Annotated in this window: 21 protein-coding genes; 12 read left to right on the forward strand and 9 right to left on the reverse strand. The window is 68.7% G+C overall.

The features are described from left to right. The first annotated feature begins 149 nt into the window (after nt 1-149). Nucleotides 150-2,285 carry a TonB-dependent receptor domain-containing protein gene (locus G539_RS0121830; RefSeq protein WP_084640176.1) on the forward strand — a complete coding sequence of 712 codons (2,136 nt, stop codon included), beginning with the start codon at nt 150-152 and terminating at the stop codon, nt 2,283-2,285. Nucleotides 2,286-2,442: 157 nt separating this feature from the next. Then, entirely contained in the window at nt 2,443-2,751 is a 309-nt protein-coding gene (hmuQ, locus tag G539_RS0121835) for a heme-degrading protein HmuQ (RefSeq protein ID WP_029077098.1), read from the forward strand. A 91-nt stretch (nt 2,752-2,842) separates the two neighbouring features. Here hmuQ and G539_RS0121840 read toward each other — a convergent pair whose 3' ends face one another. After that, a complete protein-coding gene (locus G539_RS0121840; RefSeq protein ID WP_029077099.1) occupies nt 2,843-3,289 on the reverse strand; it encodes a MarR family winged helix-turn-helix transcriptional regulator in 447 nt (148 codons plus the stop codon). Nucleotides 3,290-3,441: 152 nt separating this feature from the next. Between G539_RS0121840 and G539_RS26855 the strand changes: the two genes are divergently transcribed. Then, nucleotides 3,442-4,179 (forward strand): DUF1428 domain-containing protein, encoded by a 738-nt coding sequence (locus tag G539_RS26855; protein WP_029077100.1) that lies wholly within the window; start codon nt 3,442-3,444, stop codon nt 4,177-4,179. On the opposite strand, the gene G539_RS0121850 is transcribed toward G539_RS26855, so the two are convergent. From G539_RS0121850 to G539_RS0121875, 6 genes are all read right to left on the reverse strand, one after another. Continuing rightward, entirely contained in the window at nt 4,176-4,865 is a 690-nt protein-coding gene (locus tag G539_RS0121850) for a D-lyxose/D-mannose family sugar isomerase (RefSeq protein WP_029077101.1), read from the reverse strand. The two genes, G539_RS26855 and G539_RS0121850, sit on opposite strands and share 4 nt — an antisense overlap. A 75-nt stretch (nt 4,866-4,940) precedes the next feature. Further along, nucleotides 4,941-5,978, reverse strand: a complete 1,038-nt coding sequence (locus G539_RS0121855; RefSeq protein ID WP_029077102.1) for a sulfate/molybdate ABC transporter ATP-binding protein — start codon at nt 5,976-5,978, stop codon at nt 4,941-4,943. Nucleotides 5,979-6,042: 64 nt separating this feature from the next. Next, nucleotides 6,043-6,867 (reverse strand): sulfate ABC transporter permease subunit CysW, encoded by an 825-nt coding sequence (gene cysW, locus G539_RS0121860; RefSeq protein WP_051231971.1) that lies wholly within the window; start codon nt 6,865-6,867, stop codon nt 6,043-6,045. Between the two features lie 61 nt (nt 6,868-6,928). Beyond that, on the reverse strand, nt 6,929-7,777 hold the full coding sequence (gene cysT / locus G539_RS0121865) for a sulfate ABC transporter permease subunit CysT (protein ID WP_029077104.1): 849 nt from the start codon (nt 7,775-7,777) through the stop codon (nt 6,929-6,931). A gap of 9 nt (nt 7,778-7,786) precedes the next feature. Continuing rightward, nucleotides 7,787-8,764, reverse strand: a complete 978-nt coding sequence (locus tag G539_RS0121870; RefSeq protein WP_245576953.1) for a sulfate ABC transporter substrate-binding protein — start codon at nt 8,762-8,764, stop codon at nt 7,787-7,789. A 160-nt stretch (nt 8,765-8,924) separates the two neighbouring features. Next, nucleotides 8,925-9,398 (reverse strand): RrF2 family transcriptional regulator, encoded by a 474-nt coding sequence (locus tag G539_RS0121875; protein ID WP_029077106.1) that lies wholly within the window; start codon nt 9,396-9,398, stop codon nt 8,925-8,927. Nucleotides 9,399-9,536: 138 nt separating this feature from the next. Here G539_RS0121875 and G539_RS0121880 point away from each other — a divergent pair, with 138 nt between their 5' ends. After that, on the forward strand, nt 9,537-10,505 hold the full coding sequence (locus G539_RS0121880) for an NAD-dependent epimerase/dehydratase family protein (RefSeq protein WP_029077107.1): 969 nt from the start codon (nt 9,537-9,539) through the stop codon (nt 10,503-10,505). Nucleotides 10,506-10,891: 386 nt separating this feature from the next. Here the strand turns inward: G539_RS0121880 and G539_RS0121885 are convergent, their stop codons facing one another. Continuing rightward, the gene (locus tag G539_RS0121885; protein ID WP_029077108.1) at nt 10,892-12,007 is read right to left on the reverse strand and encodes a mannitol dehydrogenase family protein; all 1,116 of its coding nucleotides are present in this window, start codon (nt 12,005-12,007) and stop codon (nt 10,892-10,894) included. Nucleotides 12,008-12,014: 7 nt separating this feature from the next. After that, nucleotides 12,015-13,052 (reverse strand): heparan-alpha-glucosaminide N-acetyltransferase, encoded by a 1,038-nt coding sequence (locus G539_RS25780; RefSeq protein ID WP_051231905.1) that lies wholly within the window; start codon nt 13,050-13,052, stop codon nt 12,015-12,017. 86 nt (nt 13,053-13,138) lie between these two features. Here G539_RS25780 and G539_RS0121895 point away from each other — a divergent pair, with 86 nt between their 5' ends. The 8 genes from G539_RS0121895 (at nt 13,139) to G539_RS0121930 (ending at nt 24,649) form a co-directional block, all read left to right on the forward strand. Next, on the forward strand, nt 13,139-14,110 hold the full coding sequence (locus tag G539_RS0121895; protein WP_029077109.1) for an isopenicillin N synthase family dioxygenase: 972 nt from the start codon (nt 13,139-13,141) through the stop codon (nt 14,108-14,110). 264 nt (nt 14,111-14,374) lie between these two features. Next, complete coding sequence (locus tag G539_RS0121900; protein WP_029077110.1) at nt 14,375-17,728, forward strand: transglutaminase family protein; 3,354 nt, start codon at nt 14,375-14,377, stop codon at nt 17,726-17,728. A gap of 7 nt (nt 17,729-17,735) precedes the next feature. Beyond that, entirely contained in the window at nt 17,736-20,243 is a 2,508-nt protein-coding gene (locus G539_RS0121905; RefSeq protein ID WP_029077111.1) for a circularly permuted type 2 ATP-grasp protein, read from the forward strand. Further along, the gene (locus tag G539_RS0121910; RefSeq protein WP_029077112.1) at nt 20,243-21,121 is read left to right on the forward strand and encodes a transglutaminase family protein; all 879 of its coding nucleotides are present in this window, start codon (nt 20,243-20,245) and stop codon (nt 21,119-21,121) included. The genes G539_RS0121905 and G539_RS0121910 overlap by 1 nt, the downstream gene beginning before the upstream one ends. A gap of 221 nt (nt 21,122-21,342) precedes the next feature. Beyond that, nucleotides 21,343-21,624: an acyl carrier protein gene (locus G539_RS0121915; protein ID WP_018182383.1), complete on the forward strand. Its 282-nt coding sequence runs from the start codon at nt 21,343-21,345 to the stop codon at nt 21,622-21,624. A gap of 21 nt (nt 21,625-21,645) precedes the next feature. Next, entirely contained in the window at nt 21,646-22,113 is a 468-nt protein-coding gene (locus G539_RS0121920; RefSeq protein ID WP_029077113.1) for a 3-hydroxyacyl-ACP dehydratase FabZ family protein, read from the forward strand. Continuing rightward, the gene (locus G539_RS0121925; protein WP_029077114.1) at nt 22,110-23,342 is read left to right on the forward strand and encodes a beta-ketoacyl-ACP synthase; all 1,233 of its coding nucleotides are present in this window, start codon (nt 22,110-22,112) and stop codon (nt 23,340-23,342) included. Before G539_RS0121920 ends, G539_RS0121925 begins: the two co-directional genes overlap by 4 nt. A gap of 14 nt (nt 23,343-23,356) precedes the next feature. Next, the gene (locus G539_RS0121930; RefSeq protein WP_035832259.1) at nt 23,357-24,649 is read left to right on the forward strand and encodes a beta-ketoacyl-ACP synthase; all 1,293 of its coding nucleotides are present in this window, start codon (nt 23,357-23,359) and stop codon (nt 24,647-24,649) included. The last annotated feature ends 78 nt before the right edge of the window (nt 24,650-24,727 follow it).

The following is a 24,727-nucleotide window of genomic DNA, read 5'->3' on the forward strand; positions in this document are numbered from 1 at the left end:
GCCGGAGACGGCCGGGAGATGCCCATCGCCAAGCACGCCAGAGCCGGGGTTGCGCGACCGACGCGCCGCCCGGATAGCCAGCCAGGCCCAATCCCAGAACTTTTTGCATTGGGGCTCGCATGCGTGTCGTTCGACATAAGACGTGGCTGATGGCTGGAACGGCCGCGGCACTCCTCTCCGCCTTCTCCGCGACGGCGGCCAAGGCCCAGGCGGCGACGACGCCGGCCGCGGCAACCAGCGGCGAAACCGACGAGGAACTGAAGAAGAAGGCCGCCAAGGGCGAAGCGAGCTTCCTGTCGCCGATCGTCTCGACCACCTCGCAGGACGGCTGGAAGAATCCGTTCGCGACGCCGGGTCCGGTCAGCACCGCCACCGAGGACGAGATCCAGCTCTTCGGCCAGCGCAACATCGGCAACGTTCTGCGCGCCATGCCCGGCACCTTCTCGCGCGACTCGATCGAGAATTCCGGCCTGTCGGTGAACATCCGCGGCCTGGAGGGCTCGGGCCGCGTCAACACGACGATCGACGGCGTGCGCCAGAATTTCCGCTTCACCAGCCATGAGGCGCAGGGCTTCGCCTATGTCGATCCGGCGCTGGTCGCCGGCGTCGACGTCACCCGCGGCGCCGTCTCGACCGCCGGCGGCGCCGGCGCGCTAATGGGCCAGGCCAATGTCCGCACGCTCGGCGTCGACGACATCCTGACCGACGGCAAGAACTGGGGCGCGCTGGCGACGCTGACCTGGGGCAGCAACAATGTCGGCTTCTCGGAAATGGCGGCGGGCGCCCTGCGCTCGGCCGGCGGCGGCGCGGCGATTGCTGGCGCAATCAGCTACTCGAGCCCGAACGACTACAAGAACGGCGACGGCGTCACCGTCGCGAACACCAACCGCAACCTGATCTCGGGCCTCGCCAAGGCCGAGTTCGCGCCGACCGACGATCTCAAGATCAACCTCGGCGCCGTGCTCTACGACAACGACTTCGCGGCCAACAGCTACAACCAGACGGTCCGGTCGGACACCTATACCGCCGGCTTCAACTGGGCCCCCGACAGCGAGCTGGTCAACGTTCGCGGCAATTTCTACTACAACGACGTCAAGATGACGTACGATTCCCCGATCAGCCCCGGCTACACGGCGCGCGGCCGGACGATCGAGGACCAGGGCGTCGGCTTCGACATTTCGAACACGTCGAACTTCGCCCTCGGCAGCGTCGCCGTCTCGTCGACCTACGGCTTCGAGTATTTCCACGACACCGTCGATTCCTACAACACGGTCGACCCGTCCAAGGCCGGCGGCGTCAATCCGAGCGGCAAGAGCGACATTGGCGGCGTCTTCTCGGAGACGACGTTCAGCTACAACATCGTCGATGTGATCGCCGGCCTGCGCTACGATTTCTACTCGGTCAAGGGCGACACGACGATCAGCGGCAACAACCCGGCCGGCCTGCCGATCGGCACCTACAACATCGACAATTCGGACGGACGCCTCGATCCGCGCATCACCGTGGCGCTGAACCCGCTCGAGTGGCTGCAGCCGTACATCACCTATGCCGAGACGTTCCGAGCCCCGACGATCCAGGAAACCATGCTGGGCGGCTCGCATCCGGGCGGCCCGTTCGTCACCATGTTCCCGAACCCCTTCCTCGAGCCGGAAATCGCCAAGGGCTGGGAAGTCGGCGCCAACGTCAAGACGGACGGCCTGCTCACCGAAGGCGACATGTTCCGCCTGAAGGCCAACTACTACTATCAGGACATCGAGAACTACATCACTGCCAAGGTGGTGCGCTTCCCGTCGGGCAGCCCGTCCTCCGGCACCTATTTCGCCAACAATCCGGGCACCTCGGTCGTGCAGGGCTTCGAACTCGAAGCGGCCTATGACGCCGGCTTCGTCTTCGGCAACGTGGCCTATACCCATGCCAAGTCCGACCTGCCGGCGCAGACGGATGGCCTCGGCGCCACCAGCTACCTGCCGGAGAACGTCTTCGTCCTCACGGCCGGCGCCCGCTTCTTCGACCAGCGCCTGACCGTCGGCGGTCGCCTCAACTATGTCGGCGAGGTCGATGGCGGCGACGGCGAATACGGCCCGAACGACGACTGGGCCGCCTACACGCTGGTCGACGCCTTCGCCAACTACAAGTTCGACAACGGCCTCGACCTCTCGGCCAATGTGACCAACCTGTTCGACAAGACCTATACGCCGGCGCTCTCGAACGTCGCCTCCTATGGCTACGTCCCGCCGACCGGCCGCGGCCGCACCTTCCTGCTGACGGCGAAGATGCAGTTCTGAGGCCCTGAACCGAACCCGTCTGTCCGGCGGTGTGGTGACGGCGGACAGACGCGAGGGGGGAGGCCGGTTTCCGGTCGTCCCTCCTCACCTTCTTTCGCCGCACTCGGCGCGCATCACCCCTTCACGCACCTCATCGGCACGCAAACGGAACAACATCATGTACATCGCCATGAACCGCTTCAAAGTCATCAAGGGCATGGAAGCCGAGTTCGAGGAGGTCTGGCGCACGCGCCCCCGCCACCTGAACGAGCTGGAGGGCTACGTCTCCTTCAACCTGCTGAAGGGGGCGACGGCGGAAGACTACACGCTCTATTCGTCGCACACCGTCTGGCAGACCGAAGAGAACTTCATCGCCTGGACCAAGTCGCAGCAGTTCCGCGATTCCCACAAGGGCGCCGGCGACCGCAAGCCGATGTTCCTCGGCCATCCGAATTTCGAGGGCTTCACGTCCGTCGACGGCGTCTGACCCGCCGCAGCCCCGGGCCCTGACGCCCCGCCAAGCCTCCGCCCAGCCCCTGGACGGAGGTTTTTTTCTTGGCTGCTGCCTTGGCCGTCCCTCAGGCGAGCGCCGACAGACCGGCCCGCAGCCGGTCCGCCCCGCCCTCCCCGAGCGGCGCCTCGACCTCGGCATGCACCGCCGTCCAGATCGGCACGGCGGCGGCGAGCGTCGCGCGCCCGGCCTCGGTCAGCGCGAGCCGCCGCCCCCGCCGGTCGGCCGGATCGACCGTCACCGTCAGCAGGCCCTGCCGCTCCAGCGGCTTCAGATTGGCGGTCAGCGTCGTGCGGTCCATGACGAGCAAGGCCGCCACCGAACCAATCGTGGGCGGCTCTGGCCGGTTCAGTGACATCAGCAGCGAGAACTGGCCGCTGGTCAGCCCGACCGGCTTCAGCGCCTCGTCGAAACGGCGCGCCAGCGCCCGCGCCGCCCGCTGGGCGGCGAGGCACAGGCAATGATCGCGAACATGCAGGGTGGTCGAGAAAGGCACGGGGCCCGCATTTGACATGCCGGTAATTATGTTGATATCAACGTAAAATGTCAAGTGAACCTTCGCCTCTGACATCCGTTGCCCACCGGGCGCCGCGCCGCCGAGGCGGGGGAGGAAGACCCGCCGGCGCGAACGGACCAACCACACGAAACGACGTGGAGGATACCGCAATGACCTATGTCGAGGGATTCGTGACGGCCGTGCCGGCCGCCAACAAGGAAGCCTATCGCCAGCACGCCGCCGAGGCGGCCGCGGTCTTCCGGGAATTCGGCATGACCCGCATGGTCGAGGGCTGGGGCGACGACGTGCCCGATGGCAAGGTGACCGATTTCCGCCGCGCCGTCGCGGCCGAGGACGGCGAGGTCGTGCTGTTCTCCTGGTTCGAATATCCCGACCGCGCCGCGCGCGACGCGGCGAACGAGAAGATCATGAGCGACCCGCGCATGCAGGCGATGAGCGAGACCATGCCCTTCGATGCCAGGCGCATGATCTTTGGCGGCTTCCAGGCGATTTTGGAGGACGGCGGGGAGAGCCCGGGCATGGGCTATCTCGACGGCACGCTGATCGCCGTGCCGAAGGCCAACAAGGAGGCCTATCGCGCCATGGCGGCGCTCACCACGCCGGTGGTTCTCGAGCATGGCGCGACCCGGGTGGTCGAGACCTGGGCCGACGACGTGCCGGACGGCAAGGTCACCGATTTCCGCCGCGCGGTGCAGGCGAAGGACGACGAGACGGTCGTCTATTCCTGGATCGAATGGCCGTCCAAGGAAGCGCGCGTCGCCGGCTGGGAGAAGGTCATGGCCGATCCGCGCATGCGGCCGGACGCGATCACCATGCCGTTCGACGGCCAGCGCATGATCTATGGCGGCTTCGCGCCGATCCTGGATCTCAGGATGGAGCGCGGCTAGCCCGCCAGCCAGCGCTCATAGTCCGAGACGAGGAGGTGGACGGGATCCTCGTCCTCCTCAATCTCGGCGAAGCGGCCGACCGGATCGGCGAAGACATTGTCGGTCAGGTCGTCATTGACGGTCGACACCTCGCCGACCAGCACGTCGGCGCCCTCGCCCCAGAACGAATGCCAGACGCCGGGCAGCAGCGTGACGCTCTCGCCAGGCTCGAGGCGCAGCTTGCCGCCGGCCGGCAGGGCGCGGATGACGCCGTCGGACGGCACGACGACCTCGGCCCTGCGGTCGATCGATCCGTCCGGATCGGCGGCGAAGAGCTCCAGCGTCAGCGTGCCGCCGCCCCGGTTGATGATGTCCTCGGCCTTGACCCCGTGCCGGTGCATCGGCGTCACCTGATCCTTCCGCGCGATCATGATCTTCTCGGCGTAGAGCATGCCGCGCCCCGACGCGAGATCGGCCGGATTGCCGTTGCGGACGGTGAACAGGAACAGGCCGAGCGCATCGAAGCGGCCGGCGCCGAAATCGGTGATGTCCCAGCCGAGCTTGCCGTCGAGAATGCCGGCGGCGTCGGCCTTGCGGGCGCGGAACTCATCCGGCGTCCAGTAGGCGAATGGCGGCATGACATAGCCGAAGGAGCGGATGAACGCGTCCCCTTCCAGCATGATCTCGTTGACGCGCGAGCGCTTCATCCCGGTTCCTCCCCGATCGAAAACCCTGCCCGTGGTCAGACTAGGCGGAACCGCGAAAGCGGGGAAGGGCCGGCCTCAGCGGGCGAAGATGCGCCAGCGATGCGGCCGGAAGGCGACCATGCCGCCCTCGCGGCGGGAATGCTCCACCGCCATGTCGATCTCGACGCGGTGGCGCTCCGGACCGACCTCGACGTCGAGGCGGCGGGCGCCGCCGTGCCGGCGTTCGGCGACGATCTGGCCGGTCAGCGCCGGCTGGTCGTCGTCGACGATCGTCACGTCGTGCGGGCGGAAGCCGAGCGTCGCAGGGCCGGAGGGCGTGCCGAGCGCGGCGAGATCGAGCGGCGCGCCGTCGAACTGCACGGCGCCGTCGACGACGGTGACCGGCAGGAAGGAGGATTCGCCGATGAAACCGAAGACGAACGGGCTCGCCGGCGCGTCATAGATCTCGTCCGGCGTGCCGACCTGCTCGATCCGGCCCTTCGACATGACGACGACGCGGTCGGCGAGCTCGAGCGCCTCTTCCTGGTCGTGCGTGACGAAGAAGGTGGTGTGGCCGGTGCGGTCGTGGATCTCGCGCAACCAGCGGCGCAGATCCTTGCGCACCTGGGCGTCGAGGGCGCCGAAGGGCTCGTCGAGCAGCAGCACGCGCGGCTCGATGGCGAGCGCGCGGGCGAGCGCCACGCGCTGGCGCTGGCCGCCGGATAGCTGCGAGGGATAGCGCTTGTCGAGGCCCGAGAGCTGCACCAGGTCGAGGAGATGCAGCACGCGCTTGCGGATCTCGGCCTTGGCCGGCCGCTCGCCGCGCGCGCGGACGGTGAGACCGAACGCGATGTTGTCGAACACCGTCATGTGGCGGAACAGCGCGTAATGCTGGAACACGAAGCCGACATTGCGGTCCTGCACCCTGAGGCCGAGCGCGTCCTCGCCGCCGAACAGCACGCGGCCGGCGGTCGGCGCGTCGAGGCCGGCCAGGATGCGGAGCAGCGTCGTCTTGCCGGAGCCGGACGGCCCGAGCAGGGCGACCAGCTCGCCCGCCTTGACGTCGAGCGAGACGCCATGCAGCGCGGGCGTGTCGCCGAACGCCTTCTGGACGTTCTCGATCGTCACGTCGATGGGCGCGCCGAGCGCCACGGATGCACCCGGTTCGATTGGGGTGATCGCGTTCATGTGAGTTTCCTCAGTGGCGGCGCGTCGCGGCGATCTCTTCGGCATAACGCCATTCCAAGACCGACTTGACCACCAGTGTAAAGAGAGCCAGCAGCGCCAGCAGCGAGGCGACGGCGAATGCGGCCGCGAAATTGTACTCGTTGTAGAGAATCTCGACATGCAGCGGCATGGTGTTGGTCAGGCCGCGAATGTGGCCGGACACCACGGAAACCGCGCCGAACTCGCCCATCGCGCGGGCGTTGCAGAGCAGCACGCCGTAGAGCAGCGCCCATTTGACGTTGGGCAGCGTGACGCGGAAGAACACCTGCCAGCCGGAGGCGCCGAGCGACAGCGCCGCCTCCTCGTCGCCCCTGCCCTGCTGCTCCATCAGCGGGATCAGTTCGCGCGCGACGAACGGGAAGGTGACGAAGATCGTCGCCAGCACGATGCCCGGCACGGCGAAGATCACCTGGATGCCCTCGCTCTTCAGCCAGGGCCCGAGCAGGCTCTGCGAGCCGAAGAGCAGGACGTAGATCAGGCCGGCGATGACGGGCGAGACCGAGAACGGCAGGTCGATCAGCGTGTTCAGCAGGCTCTTGCCCCTGAAGTCGAACTTGGCGATCGCCCAGGACGCCGCCAGACCGAAGACGAGGTTGCAGGGCACCGAGATCGCCGCGACCAGCAGCGTCAGGCGGATCGCCGCCGCCGCGTCGGGCTCGAAGATCGCCTCCCAATAGGCCGGCAGGCCGCCGCGGAACGCCTCGACGAACACCGCGACCAGCGGCATCATCAGGAACAGCGCGAGGAAGGCGAGCGAGACGAGGATCAACGCGACGCGAACGCGCCGCCGCTCCATCGTCACGGGCCGGAAATGGATGGCGGACGCGCCCGGCAGGCGCGCCGTCGTGAAGGCCCCGTCAGACATCGCCGAACCTCCTGAGGCTCCAGCTCTGGATGAGATTGATCACGAGGAGGATCAGGAACGAGGCGAGCAGCATCAATACGGCGATCGTCGTCGCGCCGGCATAGGAGAATTCCTCCAGCTTGATGACGATCAGCAGCGGCGCGATCTCGGTCTTGTAGGGGCTGTTGCCGGCGATGAAGATGACCGAGCCGTATTCGCCGACGGCGCGGGCGAAGGCGAGCGCGAAACCGGTCAGCGAGGCCGGCAGCAGCGCCGGCATCACCACCCGCCGCACCGTCTGGCGCCGCGTCGCGCCAAGCGTCGCCGCGACCTCCTCGACCTCGCGGTCGAGATCCTCCAGCACCGGCTGCACGCTGCGCACGACGAAGGGCAGGCCGATGAAGATCAGCGCGATGATGATGCCCGTCTCGGTATAGGCGATGCGGATGCCGAAGGGCTGCAGCAGCGAGCCGATCCAGCCATTCGGCGCATAGAGCGTCGTCAGCGCGATGCCGGCGACGGCCGTCGGCAGGGCGAAGGGCAGGTCGATGACGGCATCGATGAAGCGCCGGCCGGGAAATCTGTAGCGCACCAGGATCCAGGCGAGGATCAGGCCGAAGACGAGATTCACGGCCGCGGCGTAGAAGGAGGCGGTGAAGGAAAGACGCAGCGCCGCGAGCGTGCGCGGATCGGTGGCGATGCGGATGAACTGGTCGAGACCGCCGCTCGCCGAGCGCCAGAACAGGCCGGCGAGCGGGATCAGGACGATCAGGCTGAGATAGGTCAGAGTGACGCCGAGCGCCAACCCGAAACCCGGGATGACGCTCGACTTCCGGACCGATGCGATGGTCGTTGCGGCCATCTTGTCCCGTCAGTTCGGCTTGTAGATCTGATCGAAAATGCCGCCCTCGCCGAAATGTTCCGGCTGGGCCTTGGCCCATCCACCGAATTGCGGATCGTCGATGGTCACCAGTTCGATCTTGGGAAAGCGCTCGAGCGCGGCGGCATCGACCAGCTCCGGCTTGGCCGGGCGGTAGAAGTGCTTGGTCGCGATCTTCTGGCCCTCCGGCGAATAGAGATAGTCGAGATAGGCCTGCGCCTGCTTGCGCGTGCCCTTGGTGTCGACATTGCCGTCGACCAGCGCGACCGGCGGTTCCGCCAGGATCGAGAGCGGCGGCACGACGATGTCGAACTTGTCGGGGCCGAGTTCCTCGAGCGCCAGGAAGGCCTCGTTCTCCCAGGCCAGCAGCACGTCGCCGATGCCGCGCTGGGCGAAGGTCGTGGTCGAGCCGCGGGCGCCGGTGTCGAGCACCGGCACGTGCTTGAACAGCGTGCCGACGAATTCCTTCGTCTTCGCCTCGTCATTGCCGAAAGCCTTGTTGGCGTAGGCCCAGGCGGCGAGATAGTTCCAGCGTGCGCCGCCCGAGGTCTTCGGGTTCGGCGTGATCACCTCGACACCGTCCTTGATCAGGTCGCCCCAGTCCTGGATCGCCTTCGGATTGCCCTTGCGGACGAGGAAGACGATCGTCGAGGTATAGGGCGAGGAATTGTGCGGGAGGCGGCCGCGCCAATCGGCCGGGATCTTGCCGCTCGCCTTGGCGATGGCGTCGATGTCGGCCTCGAGCGCCAGCGTCACGACATCGGCGTCGAGACCGTCGATGACGGAGCGGGCCTGCTTGCCGGAGCCGCCATGCGACTGCTGGATGGTGACGGTCTCACCCGTCTCGGCCTTCCAGTGCTTGGCGAAGGCGGCGTTGTAGTCCTTGTACAATTCGCGCGTCGGATCGTAGCTGACATTGAGCAGCTGCGTGTCGGCGAGTGCCGGGGTGACGGCCATCGCCAGGCCCATCGCGGCGGCGGCGACAGCGGGGCGTAGGCGTCGTGCGAGCGAGAAAACCGGGCGAACCATCGTGCACTCCCTGTTCGATGATGCCTTTATCTCGACATAAGCGATCGACAATTTCAAACCACCGCCGGCCTTCGCCGCGGGTCGTCCTAGAAAATCCTTCCTAGAACCGGCTGTCAGCAGAAACGATCTCGCGCGACATGTCCAGATCCGCCGCCTCCGTCCCGCCCGTCAGGGCATCGGCCAGCGTCGTCGCCTCCAGCGCCCGCAACTGGGTTTCGTAAGGCCCCGCAAACATACGCCGAACGGCGCAGGCCGCCTCGTCGGGACAATCCGGACAGGGCTGGTAGGCGGTGCGGGAGATGCAGGAAAGCGGCGCGATCGGACCGTCGATGGCGCGCAGCACCTGGCCGATCGTCACCTCGGCCGGCGCCTTCAGCATGGCGTAGCCGCCGGACCGGCCGCGCCGGCTGGCGATGATGCCGCGATGCTTCAGGTCGAGCAGGATATGTTCGAGGAACTTGCGCGGCACCCCGGCCTGGCGGGCGATGTCGTCGATCTGCGTCGTCTGCCCGCTCGGCTGCCTGGCCAGATGAATGAGCGCCTTGAATGCGTATTTGGCCTTCTGGGAGATCATGCGACGTCCAGCATTCGATCCGCGCCAAAGGAGACGCTGCGCCAGTCATAGCGGATCGGCGCGTGGATGGGAACGCGCCCAAGCCCTCGACGCAGCGACCACCTTTGTGGCGGCGCGAAAATCGGCTAAGCGAGAGGAATGAAAATGCTCGTCACCGGTGTCGCAGGCTTCATTGGTTCGCATGTCGCGCGGGCAGCGCTCGCTCGCGGCGACTCCGTCATCGGGGTCGACAACCTCAACGCCTATTACGACCCAGCGTTGAAGCATGCCCGGCTCGACCGGCTGCAGGCCGAGCGGCATTTCGAATTCGTCGAGGCCAGCGTCAGCGACATGGAGGCGATGGAGCGGCTCGTCACCACCCACGCCGACATCGAGACGGTGGTGCATCTCGCCGCCCAGGCCGGCGTCGCCTATTCGATCGAGAACCCGATCGCCTATGCCGACAGCAACGTCACCGGCCAGGTGGTGATGTTCGAGGCGGCGCGGCGCCTGCCCAGGCTTCGCCACGTCGTCTACGCCTCGTCCTCCTCGGTCTACGGGTTGAACGAGGACGTGCCGTTCCGCGAGACCGACCGGACCGACCGTCCGGCCTCGCTCTACGCCGCCACCAAGCGCGCCGGCGAGCTGATCGCCCACTCCTACGCCCATGTGCACGGCATCGCCTCGTCGGGCCTGCGCTTCTTCACGGTCTACGGCCCCTGGGGCCGGCCCGACATGGCCGCCTGGCTGTTCACCAGCGCCATCCTCGAAGGCCGCCCGATCCCCGTCTTCAACAACGGCCTGATGGAGCGCGACTTCACCTATATCGACGATATCGTCGCCGGCGTGCTGGGCGCGATCGACCGGACGCCGAAGCCGGGCGAGAACCGCATCTTCAACCTCGGCAACAACAGCCCCGTGCCGCTGCTCGACTTCATCGCCACGATCGAGCGGGCGACCGGCCGCAAGGCCGAGATCCGTTTCGAGCCGATGCGCCGCGCCGACGTGCCGGCAACCTTCGCCGACATCGCCCTCTCGGCCGAGACGCTGGGCTTCCAGCCCAAGACCTCGATCGACGAAGGCATCGACCGCTTCGTCGGCTGGTATCGCGGGTATAACGCGCGGTAGGCGGCAAGACGGGTTCGGCTGGCCGGTCGCTTGTGGCCAACGTCGTGGACCGGATTCCCCTCGGTCCCACCATCCCCTAGCTCCGCCGTCATCCCGGGCTTGACCTGGGATCCATTTCCGCCGGGTTGTTCGACGCGTGAGCCTCCCAGAGCGCGGCTGCATGGGTCCCTGCTTTCGCAGGGATGACGGCGAGAGTTGGGATCCATGCAGCCGCGCTTTAGAAAGCGGTCGCTCGAATGACCAGCTCCGCCATCATCCTGAGGCGCTTCGCGCCAGCGAAGCCTCGAAGGAGGTTCCAGCGGAGCGCTCCCTGGACCCTCCTTCGAGGCCCGGCTTCGCCGGGCACCTCAGGATGATGGTCGAGTTTGACGAACGATCTCCGCCCCTCACCCGATGTCGGACGCCAGGATCGCCTCCAGGCGCGGGGTCGGCAGGTCGAGGCCGATCGCCTGCTTCCACGCGAGCAGGCCGCCGATGCGGCGGCGCTTCTTCTCGGCGTGGTTGCCGAAGATCTCGGCCAAGCGGTGGGCGAGATAGGGATTCTCGAACCGCTCCAGCACGCTCTCCCGGTAAGCGGGCGCCTCGGCGATGCCGCCGGCCGCGAAGATCGGCAGCACCTCTTCGTCATAGATCGCGTCGAGCGCCGCCCGCATCGCCGGGTCGGCGACGATCTCGCGCACCAGCTCGCCCTCGCCCCGGCCCTCGCGGCGCCAGGCCTCGGCCAGCACGGTATGGCCTAGATTGAGGATGAAGAGCTTCAGTCGCTCATAGACGGCGAGGTCGTCGACCATCCGCACATCCGGGTGGATGCAGGGCGCGACGAGGCCCGGCTGCTTCTCGATCGCCCAGAGCGCATAGGGCTCGGCGACCGCGCCAGCCGGCTCGATCGGCTCGGAGACGATGCGGTCGACCAGCGAATTGGCGAAGACGCAGGCGCCGAGCCAGTCCTGGAAGGCCGACGGGAGGTCGTTCTCGACGGCAAGCTTCCCCAGCATGGCCTTCAGAACGTCGCCGTTCCGCGGGATCAGCTCGCAGGGAAACAGCGTCAGCGGCGCGCCGCCGGCTTCGTGCCGGGCGACCAGCAGCTTCAGAAGCTTCAACGGGAAGGATTGCGGCACGCCGGCGCCCAGGCGCTCGCCCTCGACCAGCGCGAAACCGGCATCCGACGTGTTCGAGATCAGGATCTCCGCCTCCTCCGCCACGATCCGCGCGACCTCGTCCCACTGCTCGACCACCGAGAGGCCGCGCACCAGGCAGGTCACCTCGGCCGTGCGCTCGACCGGCGCGCCTGCCTCGATGCCGCGGATGACGATCGGGATCGGCGTGCCGTCGAAAGCCCGGAGCCGACCCGAGCGGGCGCCGGAGCCGGTGGTCTGGACGATGGTGACCGGGCCGACCGGCTGGCCGAGGCCACGCGCCTCGGACAGGAACAGGTCGGCATGCGCCTGCAGGAAGCGGCTGGTGCCGAACTGGACGATCGGCGTGCGGACAGGGTCGGACATCGGGGCCTCAATTCTCGGGTTGCGGCGCGGCGGCGGGCGCCTCGTCGACCGGGGGGAAGGTGGTGGCGGAGCAGACGGCGACCGTCTCCTGAACGCGCAGGGTCTGGTCGTCGTTGAGCGTGCGGGCCAGGAACGGCGCCATCAGCTGGCGCTCCTTCAGTTCGCCGAACACGCAGCCGCAATAGGTCTGGCAGGAGGGCGCGTCCTTGCCGACCGCGACGCAGCGCTCGACGCAATCGGCGCGCGAGGCGTTCTCGGCGCCGTTCGGCGCGAAGATGGCGGCGAGAGCGAAGAAGAAAGCGTAGAGCAGGGGCTGGTGGATCAGGTAGACGGCGAGCGAATGGCGGCCGGCGAAGGCGAGCCAGCGGCCCGGCGCGACGCGCGGCTGCCAGGTTGCGAGCCGCTTGTCCCAGCCGCGCGCGACGCCGAGCTTGGCGGATGCCATGCCGAAGAGCACGACGCCGAACCAGGGAAACAGCGGCACATAGTCGAACGAGGCCGGCGGCTTCGGCGCCAGGCCGACCCACCAGAGCGCCGGCTGGGCGAAGACGGGATCGCGGTAGACGAAGGGCAGCACGAAGACGGCGACGGCGGCGAGCAGCACGACAGGCGCCGGCAGCCGCAGGAAGAGGAGGCCGAGCACGCTCGCCAGCGCGATCTGGTGCAGGATGCCGAAGAAGATCCACCCCTCCGGCATGGCGAAGAAAGTGGCGAGCGAGACCAGCGCCGCGGCGGCGACGATCATCGCCAGCCGCTTCAGATACGGCCGGAGGCGGAAGCCGCGCCGGACCGACAGCACCAGGCTGATGCCGACCAGCATCAGGAACGCGCCGGCGATCGCGCGGGCGAACACGATCCAGCCGATCGAGGCGCCGGGGTCGAAGCGGATGATGTGCAGGAAGGCGACGTCCCAGGCGCCGTGGAAGATCGCCATGCAGACGAGCGCCACGCCGCGCGCCACGTCGAGCGCGGCGATGCGCGACGACGGCGGCGCGGCGGTGACGGCGCGCGCGTCGCCGATCGAGGCGACCGAAGCCTCATTCATGTGCATGCTCCACCGATTGCCGGTTCCCAACCACCCTGCCGCCCCATAATCTCCTCGCGCAATTTGGTCATGGACGAAGGAAAACCATGTCGATCGTTCCCGTCATCGATCTCTCCGACCCCCAGGGCTCCCGCGCCATCGCCGATGCCATCGGCCGCACCTGCCGCGAGACAGGCTTCTTCCTCGTTACCGGCCATGGCGCCGACCGCGCCGTCGTGCAGCGCGGCTGGGACGCGACCCGCGCCTTTTTCGATCGTCCGCTCGACGAAAAGATGACCGCCGCCATGCCGTATCCCGGCTATCCCTATGGCTACAGCCCGGTCAAGGGCGAGACGCTCGCCGCGTCGCTCGGCCAGGCAAAGCCGGCTGACCTGAAGGAGACCTTCTCCTTCGGCCCGTCCGCCTTCCAGCGCCTCGACCACAAGCCCGGCGACGACGCCGAGGCCTTCGTGTTCTCCGCCAATCCCTGGCCGCTCGGCGACGAATTCCGCCTCGCGACGCAGGCCTATTATCGCGAGATGTCGGCGCTGGCCGGCCGCATCATGAGCTTCTTCGCGCTCGCGCTCGATCTCGACGAAACCTATTTCGACCGCTTCATCGACCATGAGGCGAGCGCGCTGCGCCTCCTGAACTATCCGGACCTGACCGAGGATCCGATGCCGGGCCAGCTGCGCGCCGGCGAGCATTCCGACTATGGCTCGCTCACCATCCTGATGCAGGAAGACGCGCCGGGCGGCCTTGAGGTCAAGGGCCTGGACGGCCAGTGGCACCGCGTCCCCGCCATTCCGGACAGCTTCGTCATCAACATCGGCGACCTGATGCAGCGCTGGACCAACGACCAGTGGAAGTCGACGCTGCACCGCGTCACCATTCCGCCGCGCGACATCGGCCGTTCGGCCCGGCGCCAGTCGATGGCGTTCTTCCACCAGCCCAACTGGGACGCCGAGATCGTCTGCATCCCGACCTGCCTGACGGCGGGCGAGACGGCGAAATATCCGGCGGTCGGATCGGGCGAGTATCTCGCCTCCAAATTCCGCTCGACCGTGGTGAAGATGTAGGCGCGTCGCGCCCATCCTCGGAACAGGCTCGCGCCCCGCGGCGCGGGCCAAAAAACTTCGGTGAGGGCAAAACCCTCACCGGCCTCCGGCCACCGCCCCTTCCGCCGCGGCCGGGAAACGAACAGCAGAGCGAGTATTCCAGACCAGACCCATCCTGCCCTAAGCTTCGGGCGGACGCGGCAACAGGGGCCCGCATGGCGCGAATCTTGCGTCGCTCCGGTCGTCGCGTCCCATCGCGAACGCCCATGGAGAGCCTGACCGCCAATGTCGATCCTCGCCGCGCTTCGCCACGTCACCCGCTATCGCTACGACCGGCCCGTCGCGCTCGGACCGCAGGTGATCCGGCTTCGCCCGGCCCCGCATTGCCGCACCAAGGTGCCGAGCTATTCGCTCAAGGTGACGCCGGCCAACCATTTCGTGAACTGGCAGCAGGATCCGCACGGCAACTGGCAGGCGCGCTTCGTCTTTCCGGAAAAGACGACCGAATTCGCCGTCGAGGTCGACCTGCTCGCCGATCTCGAGGTCTACAATCCGTTCGACTTCTTCGTCGAACCCAATGCCGAGCAGTTTCCCTTCGCCTATGAGCCGGCGCTGGCCGAGGAACTCGCCGCCTATCTGGACCCCGAGCCGGCCGGGCCGCTGCTCGCCGAATTCCTGGCGACCATCCCGCGTGAGCCAACCCAGATCGTCACCTTCCTGGTCGGGCTGAACCAGCGCCTGCAGAACGACATCCGCTACCTGATCCGCATGGAGCCGGGCGTACAGGCGCCGGAGGAGACGCTGGCCTCGCGCGCCGGCTCCTGCCGCGATTCCGGCTGGCTCCTGGTGCAGATCCTGCGCCATCTCGGCCTCGCCGCCCGCTTCGTCTCCGGCTACCTGATCCAGCTGAAACCCGACATCGCCGCGCTCGACGGTCCCGCCGGCGCGGCCGTCGACTTCACCGACCTGCACGCCTGGGCCGAGGTCTACATCCCCGGCGCCGGCTGGATCGGCATGGACCCGACCTCCGGCCTGTTCACCGGCGAGGGCCACCTGCCGCTCTGCGCCACACCGCATTACCGCTCGGCCGCGCCGATCACCGGCGCCTTTGTGGCCGATCCCGGCACCGAGACCGCGTTCGAATTCGACATGCGCGTCGACCGGGTGGCGGAAAATCCTCGCGTGACGCTCCCGTTCTCGGATGAAAGCTGGGCGGCGCTCGACGGGCTCGGCCGGCGGGTCGACGCCGACCTTGCGTGCGACGACGTGCGCCTCACCATGGGCGGTGAACCGACCTTCGTCTCGATCGACGACTACGAGGCGCCGGAATGGAACACCGAGGCCGTCGGCCCGACCAAGCGGGGGCGCGCCGACGAACTGGTCCGCCGGCTGCGCACGCGCTTCGCGCCCGGCGGCTTCCTGCATTACGGCCAGGGCAAATGGTATCCGGGCGAGAGCCTGCCGCGCTGGACCTTCGCGCTCTACTGGCGCAAGGACGGCAAGCCGATCTGGCGCGATTCCGCGCTGATCGCCGCCGAGGCGGACGATCTCCACGCCACGCCGGACCAGGCCGGCGCGCTCCTCGCCGAGCTTTCCGGCCGGCTCGGCATCTCCGCCGACCACGTCGTGCCGGCCTATGAGGATCCGGCGCACTGGGTGCTGAAGGAAGCGGAGCTGCCGGAGAACGTCACCCCGGCCGACTCAAAGCTCGACGACCCGGAGGCGCGCGCCCGCATCGCCCGCGTGTTCGAGCGCGGCCTCGCCGAGCCGTCCGGCTACATCCTGCCGGTGCAGCGCTGGCAGGCGCGGGCGGAAGGCCGCTGGATGTCGGAGAAATGGCCGCTCCGGCGCGGCAAGATGTTCCTCGTGCCCGGCGACAGCCCGGTCGGATTCCGCCTGCCGCTCTCGTCGCTCCCCTATGTGCCGGTCTCGTCCTATCCGTTCATCGTGCAGGCCGATCCCGGCTCGATCACCGCGCCGCTGCCCGATCCCGAACAGCTCGCGCAGAACGACGCGGCTCGCCGCGCCGAGGAGATGGCGCGCCTCACCGCCGCCGGCTCCGACAGTGCCGAGGGCGAGCGCGAAAAGCTGGTCGAACAGTTCCTCGCGCCCGGTTCGTCGGTGCGCACGGCGCTCTCGGTCGAGCCGCGCGACGGCCGGCTCTGCGTGTTCATGCCGCCGACCGAGCGGCTGGAGGACTATCTCGAGCTCCTGGCGACGCTGGAGGAAAGCGCCCGCGCGCTCGGGCTTTGCGTGCATGTCGAGGGCTATCCGCCGCCGATCGACCCGCGCCTCCACGTCGTCAAGGTAACGCCGGACCCCGGCGTGATCGAGGTCAACGTCCAGCCCGCCGCGAACTGGGACGAATGCGTCGCGATCACCCGCGAGCTCTACGAGGAGGCGCGGCAGTCGCGGCTCGGCACGGAAAAGTTCATGACCGACGGCCACCACACCGGCACCGGCGGCGGCAACCATGTCGTGGTCGGTGGCGCCCATCCGGCCGACAGCCCGTTCCTGCGCCGGCCCGACCTTTTGAAGAGCCTCGTGCTCTACTGGCAGCGCCACCCCTCGCTCTCCTACCTGTTCTCGGGCCTGTTCATCGGCCCGACGAGCCAGGCGCCGCGCATCGACGAGGCGCGGCATGACGGGCTCTACGAGCTGGAGATCGCGCTCGCCGCCGTGCCGGCGCCGGGGGCAGGCGCCGAGCCGCCGCCCTGGCTGGTCGACCGGCTGTTCCGCAACCTCCTGGTCGACGTCACCGGCAATACGCACCGCACCGAGATCTGCATCGACAAGCTCTATTCGCCGGACGGCCCGACCGGCCGCCTCGGCCTCGTCGAGTTCCGCTCCTTCGAGATGCCGCCGGACTACCGCATGTCGCTCGCGCAGCAGCTCCTCGTCCGGGCGCTGATCGCCATGCTGTGGCGGACCCCGCAGCAGGGCGCGCTGATGCGCTGGGGCACGCAGCTGCACGACCGCTTCATGCTGCCGCATTTCATCTGGTCGGATTTCCAAGATGTGCTCGGCGATTTGCAGCAGTCCGGCTACGCCTTCGATCCCGCCTGGTTCGAGGCGCAGCGCGAGTTCCGCTTCCCGTTCATCGGCGCGATCGAGCAGCAGGGCGTCCGCCTCGAACTGCGGCAGGCGCTGGAACCGTGGCATGTGCTGGGCGAGGAAGGCGCGATCGGCGGCACGGTGCGCTATGTCGACTCATCCGTCGAGCGCATCCAGGTGAAGGCCGAGGGCTTCGACCCGCGCCGGCACATCATCGCCTGCAACGGCCGCCGCGTGCCGATGACGGCGACCGGCACGGCCGGCCATTCCGTCGCCGCCGTCCGCTACAAGGCCTGGCAGCCGGCCCGCGGCCTGCACCCGACCATCCCCGCCCATGCGCCGCTCACCTTCGACATCGTCGACGGCTGGTCGCAGCGCTCGCTCGGCGGCTGCGTCTACCACGTCGCCCATCCCGGCGGCCGCAACTACGACACCTTCCCGGTCAATTCCTACGAGGCGGAGGCGCGCCGGCTGGCGCGCTTCGAGGCGATCGGCCACACCAGCGGCCCGTTCATGCCGATGCCGGAAAGCGGCTCGCCGGAATTCCCGATGACGCTCGACCTGCGTCGTCCGGCCAACCTCTGAGGCGAACGTGACGCGCAAGCAGACGAACCGCCGGAGCCGCGAAGCCGCCGACCGCGCCGAAAGGCTGATCGCCAACTACCGGCCGCTGCCGGGCGTCGCCGACGAGTTCATCGGCCCGGACGGCGCGATCCGGCCGCACTGGATGCGCTTCGTCGAGACGATGGCCGATCTCGGCCCGGCCGAGGTGCAGCACCGCTTCGCGCTCGCCGACCGGCATCTCGCCGATTCCGGCGTCGTGTTCCGCGTCTATGGCGAAGAGAACGGCGACGAGCGCCCCTGGCCGCTCTCGCATGTCCCGTTCCTGATCGAGCCGAAGGAATGGGCCCGCCTCGAAGCCGGGCTGATCCAGCGCGCCCGCCTGCTCGACGCGATCCTCGGCGACGCCTATGGCGAAGGCTGGCTCGCCGCCGATGGCGCGCTGCCGGCGGCGATCATCGCCGGCAGCCCGGAATATCTGCGCCCGCTTGTCGGTGCCCGCCCGGTCGGCGGCCATCACCTACGCTTCTATGCCGTCGATGTCGGCCGCGGCCCGGACGGCCGCTGGTGGGTCGTCTCCGACCGCAGCCAGGCCCCCTCCGGCGCCGGATACGCGCTCGAGAACCGCATCGCGCTGTCGCGCGCGCTGCCCGACATCTTCCGTTCCTTCAACGTCGAGCGGCTCGCCGGCTTCTTCCAGGATTTTCGCGCGGGGCTGAACGCGTTGAACCGGCATGAGGAAACGCGCGTCGCGCTGCTGACGCCAGGGCCACTCAACGAAACCTATTTCGAGCACGCCTATCTCGCCCGCTATCTCGGCTTCGTCCTCGTCGAGGGCGAGGACCTCACCGTGCGCGACGACACGGTCTACATGCGCACCATCTCGGGGCTGAAGCGCGCCGACGTGCTGCTGCGCCGCCTCGACGCCGATTTCGCCGACCCGCTGGAACTGAACCCCGCCTCGCGGCTCGGCGTGCCGGGCCTCGCCGGCGCGGTGCGGCAGCGCAACGTCGCCATCGCCAACGCGCTCGGCGCGGGGCTGGTCGAGGCGCGCGCCATGCTCGGCTTCCTGCCCGGCCTCGCCCGCCGCGTGCTCGGCGAGGACCTGATCCTGCCCAACGTCGCCACCTGGTGGTGCGGCCAGACGCTGGAGCGCGATCATGTCGTCGCCGAATTCGACCGCATGGTGATCGCACCGGCGCTCGGCGGCAGCGTGCCCGGCCTGCTCGATCGCGGCGCCATGCTCGGCTCGGCGATCACGCCGGGGCACAAGGCCGAGCTGATCCGCGCGCTCGGCCGGCGCGGCGCCGATTTCGTCGGCCAGGAGGCGGTGAAGCTCTCCACCACCCCGACCTGGCGCGGCACCGGCGACGAGGCCCGGCTCGAACCGCGGCCGTCGATCCTGCGCCTCTACGTCGCCCGCGGTCGCGACGGCTGGACCGTCATGCCGGGCGGCTTCTGCCGCATCTCCGACCAGCCCGACGCCCGCGCCGTGACGCTGCACCAGGGCGGCGCCTCGGCCGATGTCTGGGTCCTTTCCGACGAGCCGGTGGCCGAGACGACCCTGCTTCCCTCGCCGGACAAGGTCGCCCTGCAGCGCGTCACCTCGACGCTGCCGAGCCGGGCGGCGGAAAACCTGTTCTGGCTCGGCCGCTATGTCGAGCGCACGGAAGCGGCGCTGCGGCTGGTGCGCGCCATCGCCGGGCGGCATGTCGATGCCGAGCATGACGGCGCCGCGGTGGTCGAACGGCTCGACGCGGCGCTGGCCGAAGCCGGCTCCGTCGACGACGACGAGCACGCGACGCCCTCGGCCCGCGCGCTGGCGATCCTCACCGATCGCGGCGCCTTCAACACCGCGCCGCGCCTCGCCGAGGCCTCCCGCCGCGCGGCGTCCGTGATCCGCGACCGCCTGTCGCCCGACGCCTGGCGCTGCGTCGCCGACCTCGAGGCGCTGATGCAGCAGCCGCTGGAGGGCGAGACCGACAGCGATATCCTCGAGCGCGCCAATGCGGCGCTGCGCCTGATCGCCGCCTTCTCCGGCCTGGTGCACGAGAACATGGTGCGCCAGCATGGCTGGCGCTTCCTGGAGACGGGGCGGCGCATCGAGCGCGGCCTCGCGATCGCCCGCGCCGTCCGCTATTGCGGCATGTCGGGAAGGCCCGGCGAGCTCGACGCGCTGCTCGAACTCGCCGACAGCCACATCACCTACCGCATCCGCTACGTGATGCTGCCGGCGCGCGTGCCGGTGGTCGATCTGGTGCTGCTCGACAGCCGCAACCCGCGCGCCCTTGCCTTCCAGGCCGAGCGCATCCGGCAATTACTCTTGGAGCTGCCGGCCCATGCGCCCGCCGGCCTTCTCGGCCCGGCCGACCGCCTCGCCACCCGCCTCGCCGCCGAGACCGGCACCGCCGACGCGGCGGCGCTCGGCATCGACCACATCCTCGGCTTCGAGCGCGACCTGATGCGAATCTCCGACGAGATCGCGCTTGCCTATTTCACCCACCGGCGACCGGCAGAGCCGGCGGAGGGCACAGCCTGATGCTCTACGACATCCGCCAGACGACGCGCTACCGCTACGCCGCGCCGGTGCCCTTCGCGCGCCAGGTGCTGCGCCTGCTGCCCGTGGCGCGCGCCGGCCAGCGCGTCATCGCCGCCGACCTCGTCATCACCCCGGCGCCGACCGAGCGGCACGACGGGCTCGACTTCTTCGGCAATAGGATCACCACCGTCGCCTTCGCCTTTCCGCATGAGGCGCTGACGCTGGAAACCCGGGCGCGCGTCGCCGTCGAGGCCGGCCCGCCGCTCGACGCCAACGCGACCCCGGCCTTCGAGCAGATCCGCGACCAGGCCGTGGCGGATACCGATCTCGGGCCGACCTCGCCGGTGCATTTCCTGTTCGCGAGCCGCGCCATCGCCATCGACGAGGCCATCGGCGCCTATGCGGCGGCGAGCTTTCCGCCCGGACGACCGATCCTCGCCGCCGCCTTCGACCTGACCCGCCGGATCAAGGCCGACTTCGCCTATGATCCGACCGCGACCGACGTCACGACGCTGCCGGGCGACGCCTTCGCCAAGCGCGCCGGCGTCTGCCAGGACTTCGCCCATGTGATGATCGCCGGGCTCCGCACGCTCGGCCTACCGGCCGCCTATGTCAGCGGCTTCCTGCGCACGCTGCCGCCGCCGGGGCAGCCGCGCCTCGAAGGCGCCGACGCCACCCATGCCTGGGTCGCGGTCTGGTGCGGCCGCGACATCGGCTGGGTCGGGCTCGACCCCACCAATGGCGTGCAGGTGGCCGAGGACCACGTCGTGCTGGCGGTCGGCCGCGACTATTCCGACGCCGCGCCGGTCGACGGCGTCATCGTCACCTCGGGCGACCACGAGCTCGACGTCGAGGTCGACGTCGTCGCCGTGGCCTGATCCGATGCGCGATAGCCTCACAGGGGGAACGAATTCGTCGCACCGGCGCGACAGGCTGGTATTTCTCGACGGCACGCGGTATCAGGGCGGATGGATTCCCTGCTGCCTTGGCTTGCGGGACCGGCTGACGTGTCTGCCGCGCACCCTTCAACACCGCTGCTAGATCGCGCCCCGGCCCCGGAATACGAGAGCCATTCTAGAGATAGGATTACGTGACCGTCATGTCTTCCACGTTCGACGTCGTCGCCGATGTGATTGCCCAGACCAGCGAAATTCCGCGTGAGAAGATCACGCCGGAGTCGCACGCCATTGACGATCTGGGCATCGACAGCCTCGATTTCCTCGACATCGTCTTCGCGCTCGACAAGAAGTTCGGGATCAAGATCCCGCTCGAGCAGTGGACCCAGGAAGTCAACGCCGGCAAGGCTTCGGTCGAGGAGTACTTCCTCCTGAAGAACCTCTGCGCCCACATCGACGATCTCGTCGCCAAGAAGAACGCCTGATCGGATCGGCGCCGCGCGGCCATGCGTCTCGAATATTTCCAGATGATCGATCGCATCGTCGATTTCGACGCCGCGACCGGTCGGATTCATGCCAAGGCCTTCGTCCCCGAGACGAGCCCTGTGTTCGAGGGTCACTTCCCCGGCTATCCGATCATGCCGGGCGTGCTCCTGATCGAGACCATGGCGCAGGCGTCCGGCTTCCTGATCCTCGGCCTCAACGGCCTCTCGCGCATGCCGTTCTTCGCCGGCTGCAAGAAGGCCAAGTTCCGCCGCTTCATCGAGCCCGGCGCCGAACTCGACGTCTATGCGACGCTCTCCCATGACGGCTCCGGCTTCGCCGTGACCGAGGCGAAGATCGAGCAGAACGGCCCGGTCTGCGAGGCCGAGCTGACGCTCAAGGTGATGGACTTCCCCGCGCCCGAGCTCGTCGAGAACATGCGCGCGCGGGTGCAGCAGATCGGCCTGACGCCGGTCGGAGACGTGGCATGAGCGACAAGCCTGGCATGGATGACGGTCACGAGGTCTGGATCACCGGCATCGGGCTGATCTCCTCGCTCGGCGAGGGGCTCGACGCGCACTGGCAGGCGCTGGCGATCGATCCGCCGAAGCCCGCCGCGGCCGAGACCGAGCGCTTCGCGCCGTTCCCGGTCCTGCCGATGGTGCCGCTCGAGCTCGACAAGCAGATCCCGCGCAAGGCCGATCAGCGCCAGATGGAGCCGTGGCAGCGCCTCGGCACCTATGCGGCCGGCCTGGCGCTCGCCGATGCCGGCCTCGCCGGCGATCTCGAGCGCCTCGCGCACATGGACATGATCGTCGCGGCGGGCGGCGGCGAGCGTGACGTCGACGTCGACGGCCAGATCCTGGCCGGCCTGAGCGGCGGCGCCCAGCCGGAAGCCTTCCTGAACGAGCGGCTGGCCAATGACTTGCGGCCGACCCTGTTCCTGGCGCAGCTCTCCAACCTGCTCGCCGGCAACATCTCGATCGTCCACAAGGTCACCGGTTCGTCGCGCACCTTCATGGGCGAGGAACTCGCCGGCATCAGCGCCGTCGAGATCGCCGCCCGGCGCATCCGCGCCGGCCAGGGCGAGCAGTTCCTCGTCGGCGCCGCCTACAACGCCGAACGCAAGGACATGCTGCTGAGCCTGGCGCTCGGCAACACGCTGTGGCAGGGCGCCGTCAACTCCGTCTGGGAGCGGGCGAATGCCGGCGGCGGCATGGTCACCGGCTCGATCGGCGTGTTCCTGGTGCTCGAATCCCGCGCCAGCGCCGAGGCGCGCGGCAAGACGGCCTATGCCAAGCTCGGCCCGGTGCTTTCCGGCCGCAGCCGCCGCGAGCCCGGACAGGCCGCCGCCGTGGCGCGCGGCCAGGTCGAGACGCTGAAGCCGGCGCTCGGCGACAAGCCCGTCGGCGTGCTCTCGGGCGCGACCGGCATCGGCCCGGCCACGCTGGAAGAACGCGCGCTGCTGGAAGAACTCGTCGCCGCGGGCACCGTCGGTCCCGTGCGCGCGCCGCAGAGCCTGATCGGCAACGGCCTCGAGGCCGCCTTCCCGGCCCAGGTCGCGCTCGCCGCCCTGGCGCTGTCGCGAAAGGGCTTCTACCGCCCGGCCGATCCGACTGGCCTGGAGCTTGAAGCCGCCGAGGCGCCCACCCAGATCATTGCCACGAGCTGGGGGTTCTGGCGCGGCGAAGGCATGGCGCTCGTCGAAGCGATCGACTGAGAAAGGTCAAGATCATGGGCAAGATCCCGGGCAAGACGCGTGATCATCTCGGGCGTCCCGTCGTCGCCGTCACCGGCATGGGCGTCGTCACCTCGCTCGGCCAGGGCGTCGACGACAACTGGTCGGCGCTGACCGCCGGCACGTCCGGCATCCACCGCATCAACCGCTTCCCTGTCGATCATCTCAGGACGACGATCGCTGGCACCGTCGACTTCCTGTTCGACGAGGCGCCGCGCTCCGCCGTGCTGACCGAGAAGCTGGCCGAACTCGCGGCCGACGAGGCGATCACGCGCGCCAAGATCGGCGCGCCGGGCGATTTCCCCGGCATGCTGTTCATGGCCGTGCCGCCGGTCGAACTCGACTGGTCGGTCAAGCGCGACCTCTACGACAACGGCAATCCGGACATCGCCGATCCCTATGACCGGATGATCGGCAGCGCCCTCGCGGCGAACGATCCCGACCTCTACGACTACGCGCTCTATGCCTGCGTCGCCGAGAAGACGGCCGACCGGTTCGGCACGCGCGGCGCGCCGATCTCGCTGTCGACGGCCTGCGCCTCGGGCGCGACCGCGATCCAGCTCGGCGTTGAGGCGATCCGGCGCGGCGATACCGAGGCGGCGCTCTGCATCGGCACGGACGGCTCCGTGCAGATCGAATCGCTGATCCGCTTCTCGCTGCTCTCGGCGCTTTCGACCAACAACGAGGTTCCCGAGCTCGCCTCGCGCCCGTTCTCGAAGAACCGCGACGGCTTCGTCATGGCCGAGGGCGCCGGCGCACTCGTGCTCGAGGACTATGATGCGGCGGTGGCGCGCGGCGCCGAGATCCTCGCCGTCATCCGCGGCGTCGGCGAACAGGCCGACGACTTCCACCGCACCCGCTCGAAGCCGGACGGTTCGCCCGTCATCGGCGCCATGCGCCAGGCGCTCGGCGACGCCGGCATCGGCCCGGACGCGGTCGACTACATCAATGCGCACGGCACCAGCACGCCGGAAAACGACAAGATGGAAGGCCTCTCGCTCGAGGCCGTGTTCGGCGAGCACGTCAAGCAGATCCCGATCTCTTCCAACAAGTCGATGATCGGCCACACGCTGACGGCGGCCGGCGCGATCGAGGCGGTGTTCTCGATCCAGACCATCCGCAGCGGCCTGATCCCGCCGACCATCAACCACGACACGCCCGACCCGTCGATCGCCCTCGACGTGGTGCCGAACACCGCCCGCGAGGCGCCGGTTTCGATGGTGCTGTCGAACTCGTTCGGCTTCGGCGGCCAGAACGCCTGCCTGGTGATCGCGGCCGGCCCGGCCTGACCGCGACGCTCGGTCCGCCCCGTGCCACTGGCATGTTGGGCGCCGAAACGCTAAAGCAGGCCCTGTTCAGACCACAAG

It is taken from the genome of Kaistia adipata DSM 17808 (assembly GCF_000423225.1).
In the GTDB taxonomy this organism is placed as follows: domain Bacteria; phylum Pseudomonadota; class Alphaproteobacteria; order Rhizobiales; family Kaistiaceae; genus Kaistia; species Kaistia adipata.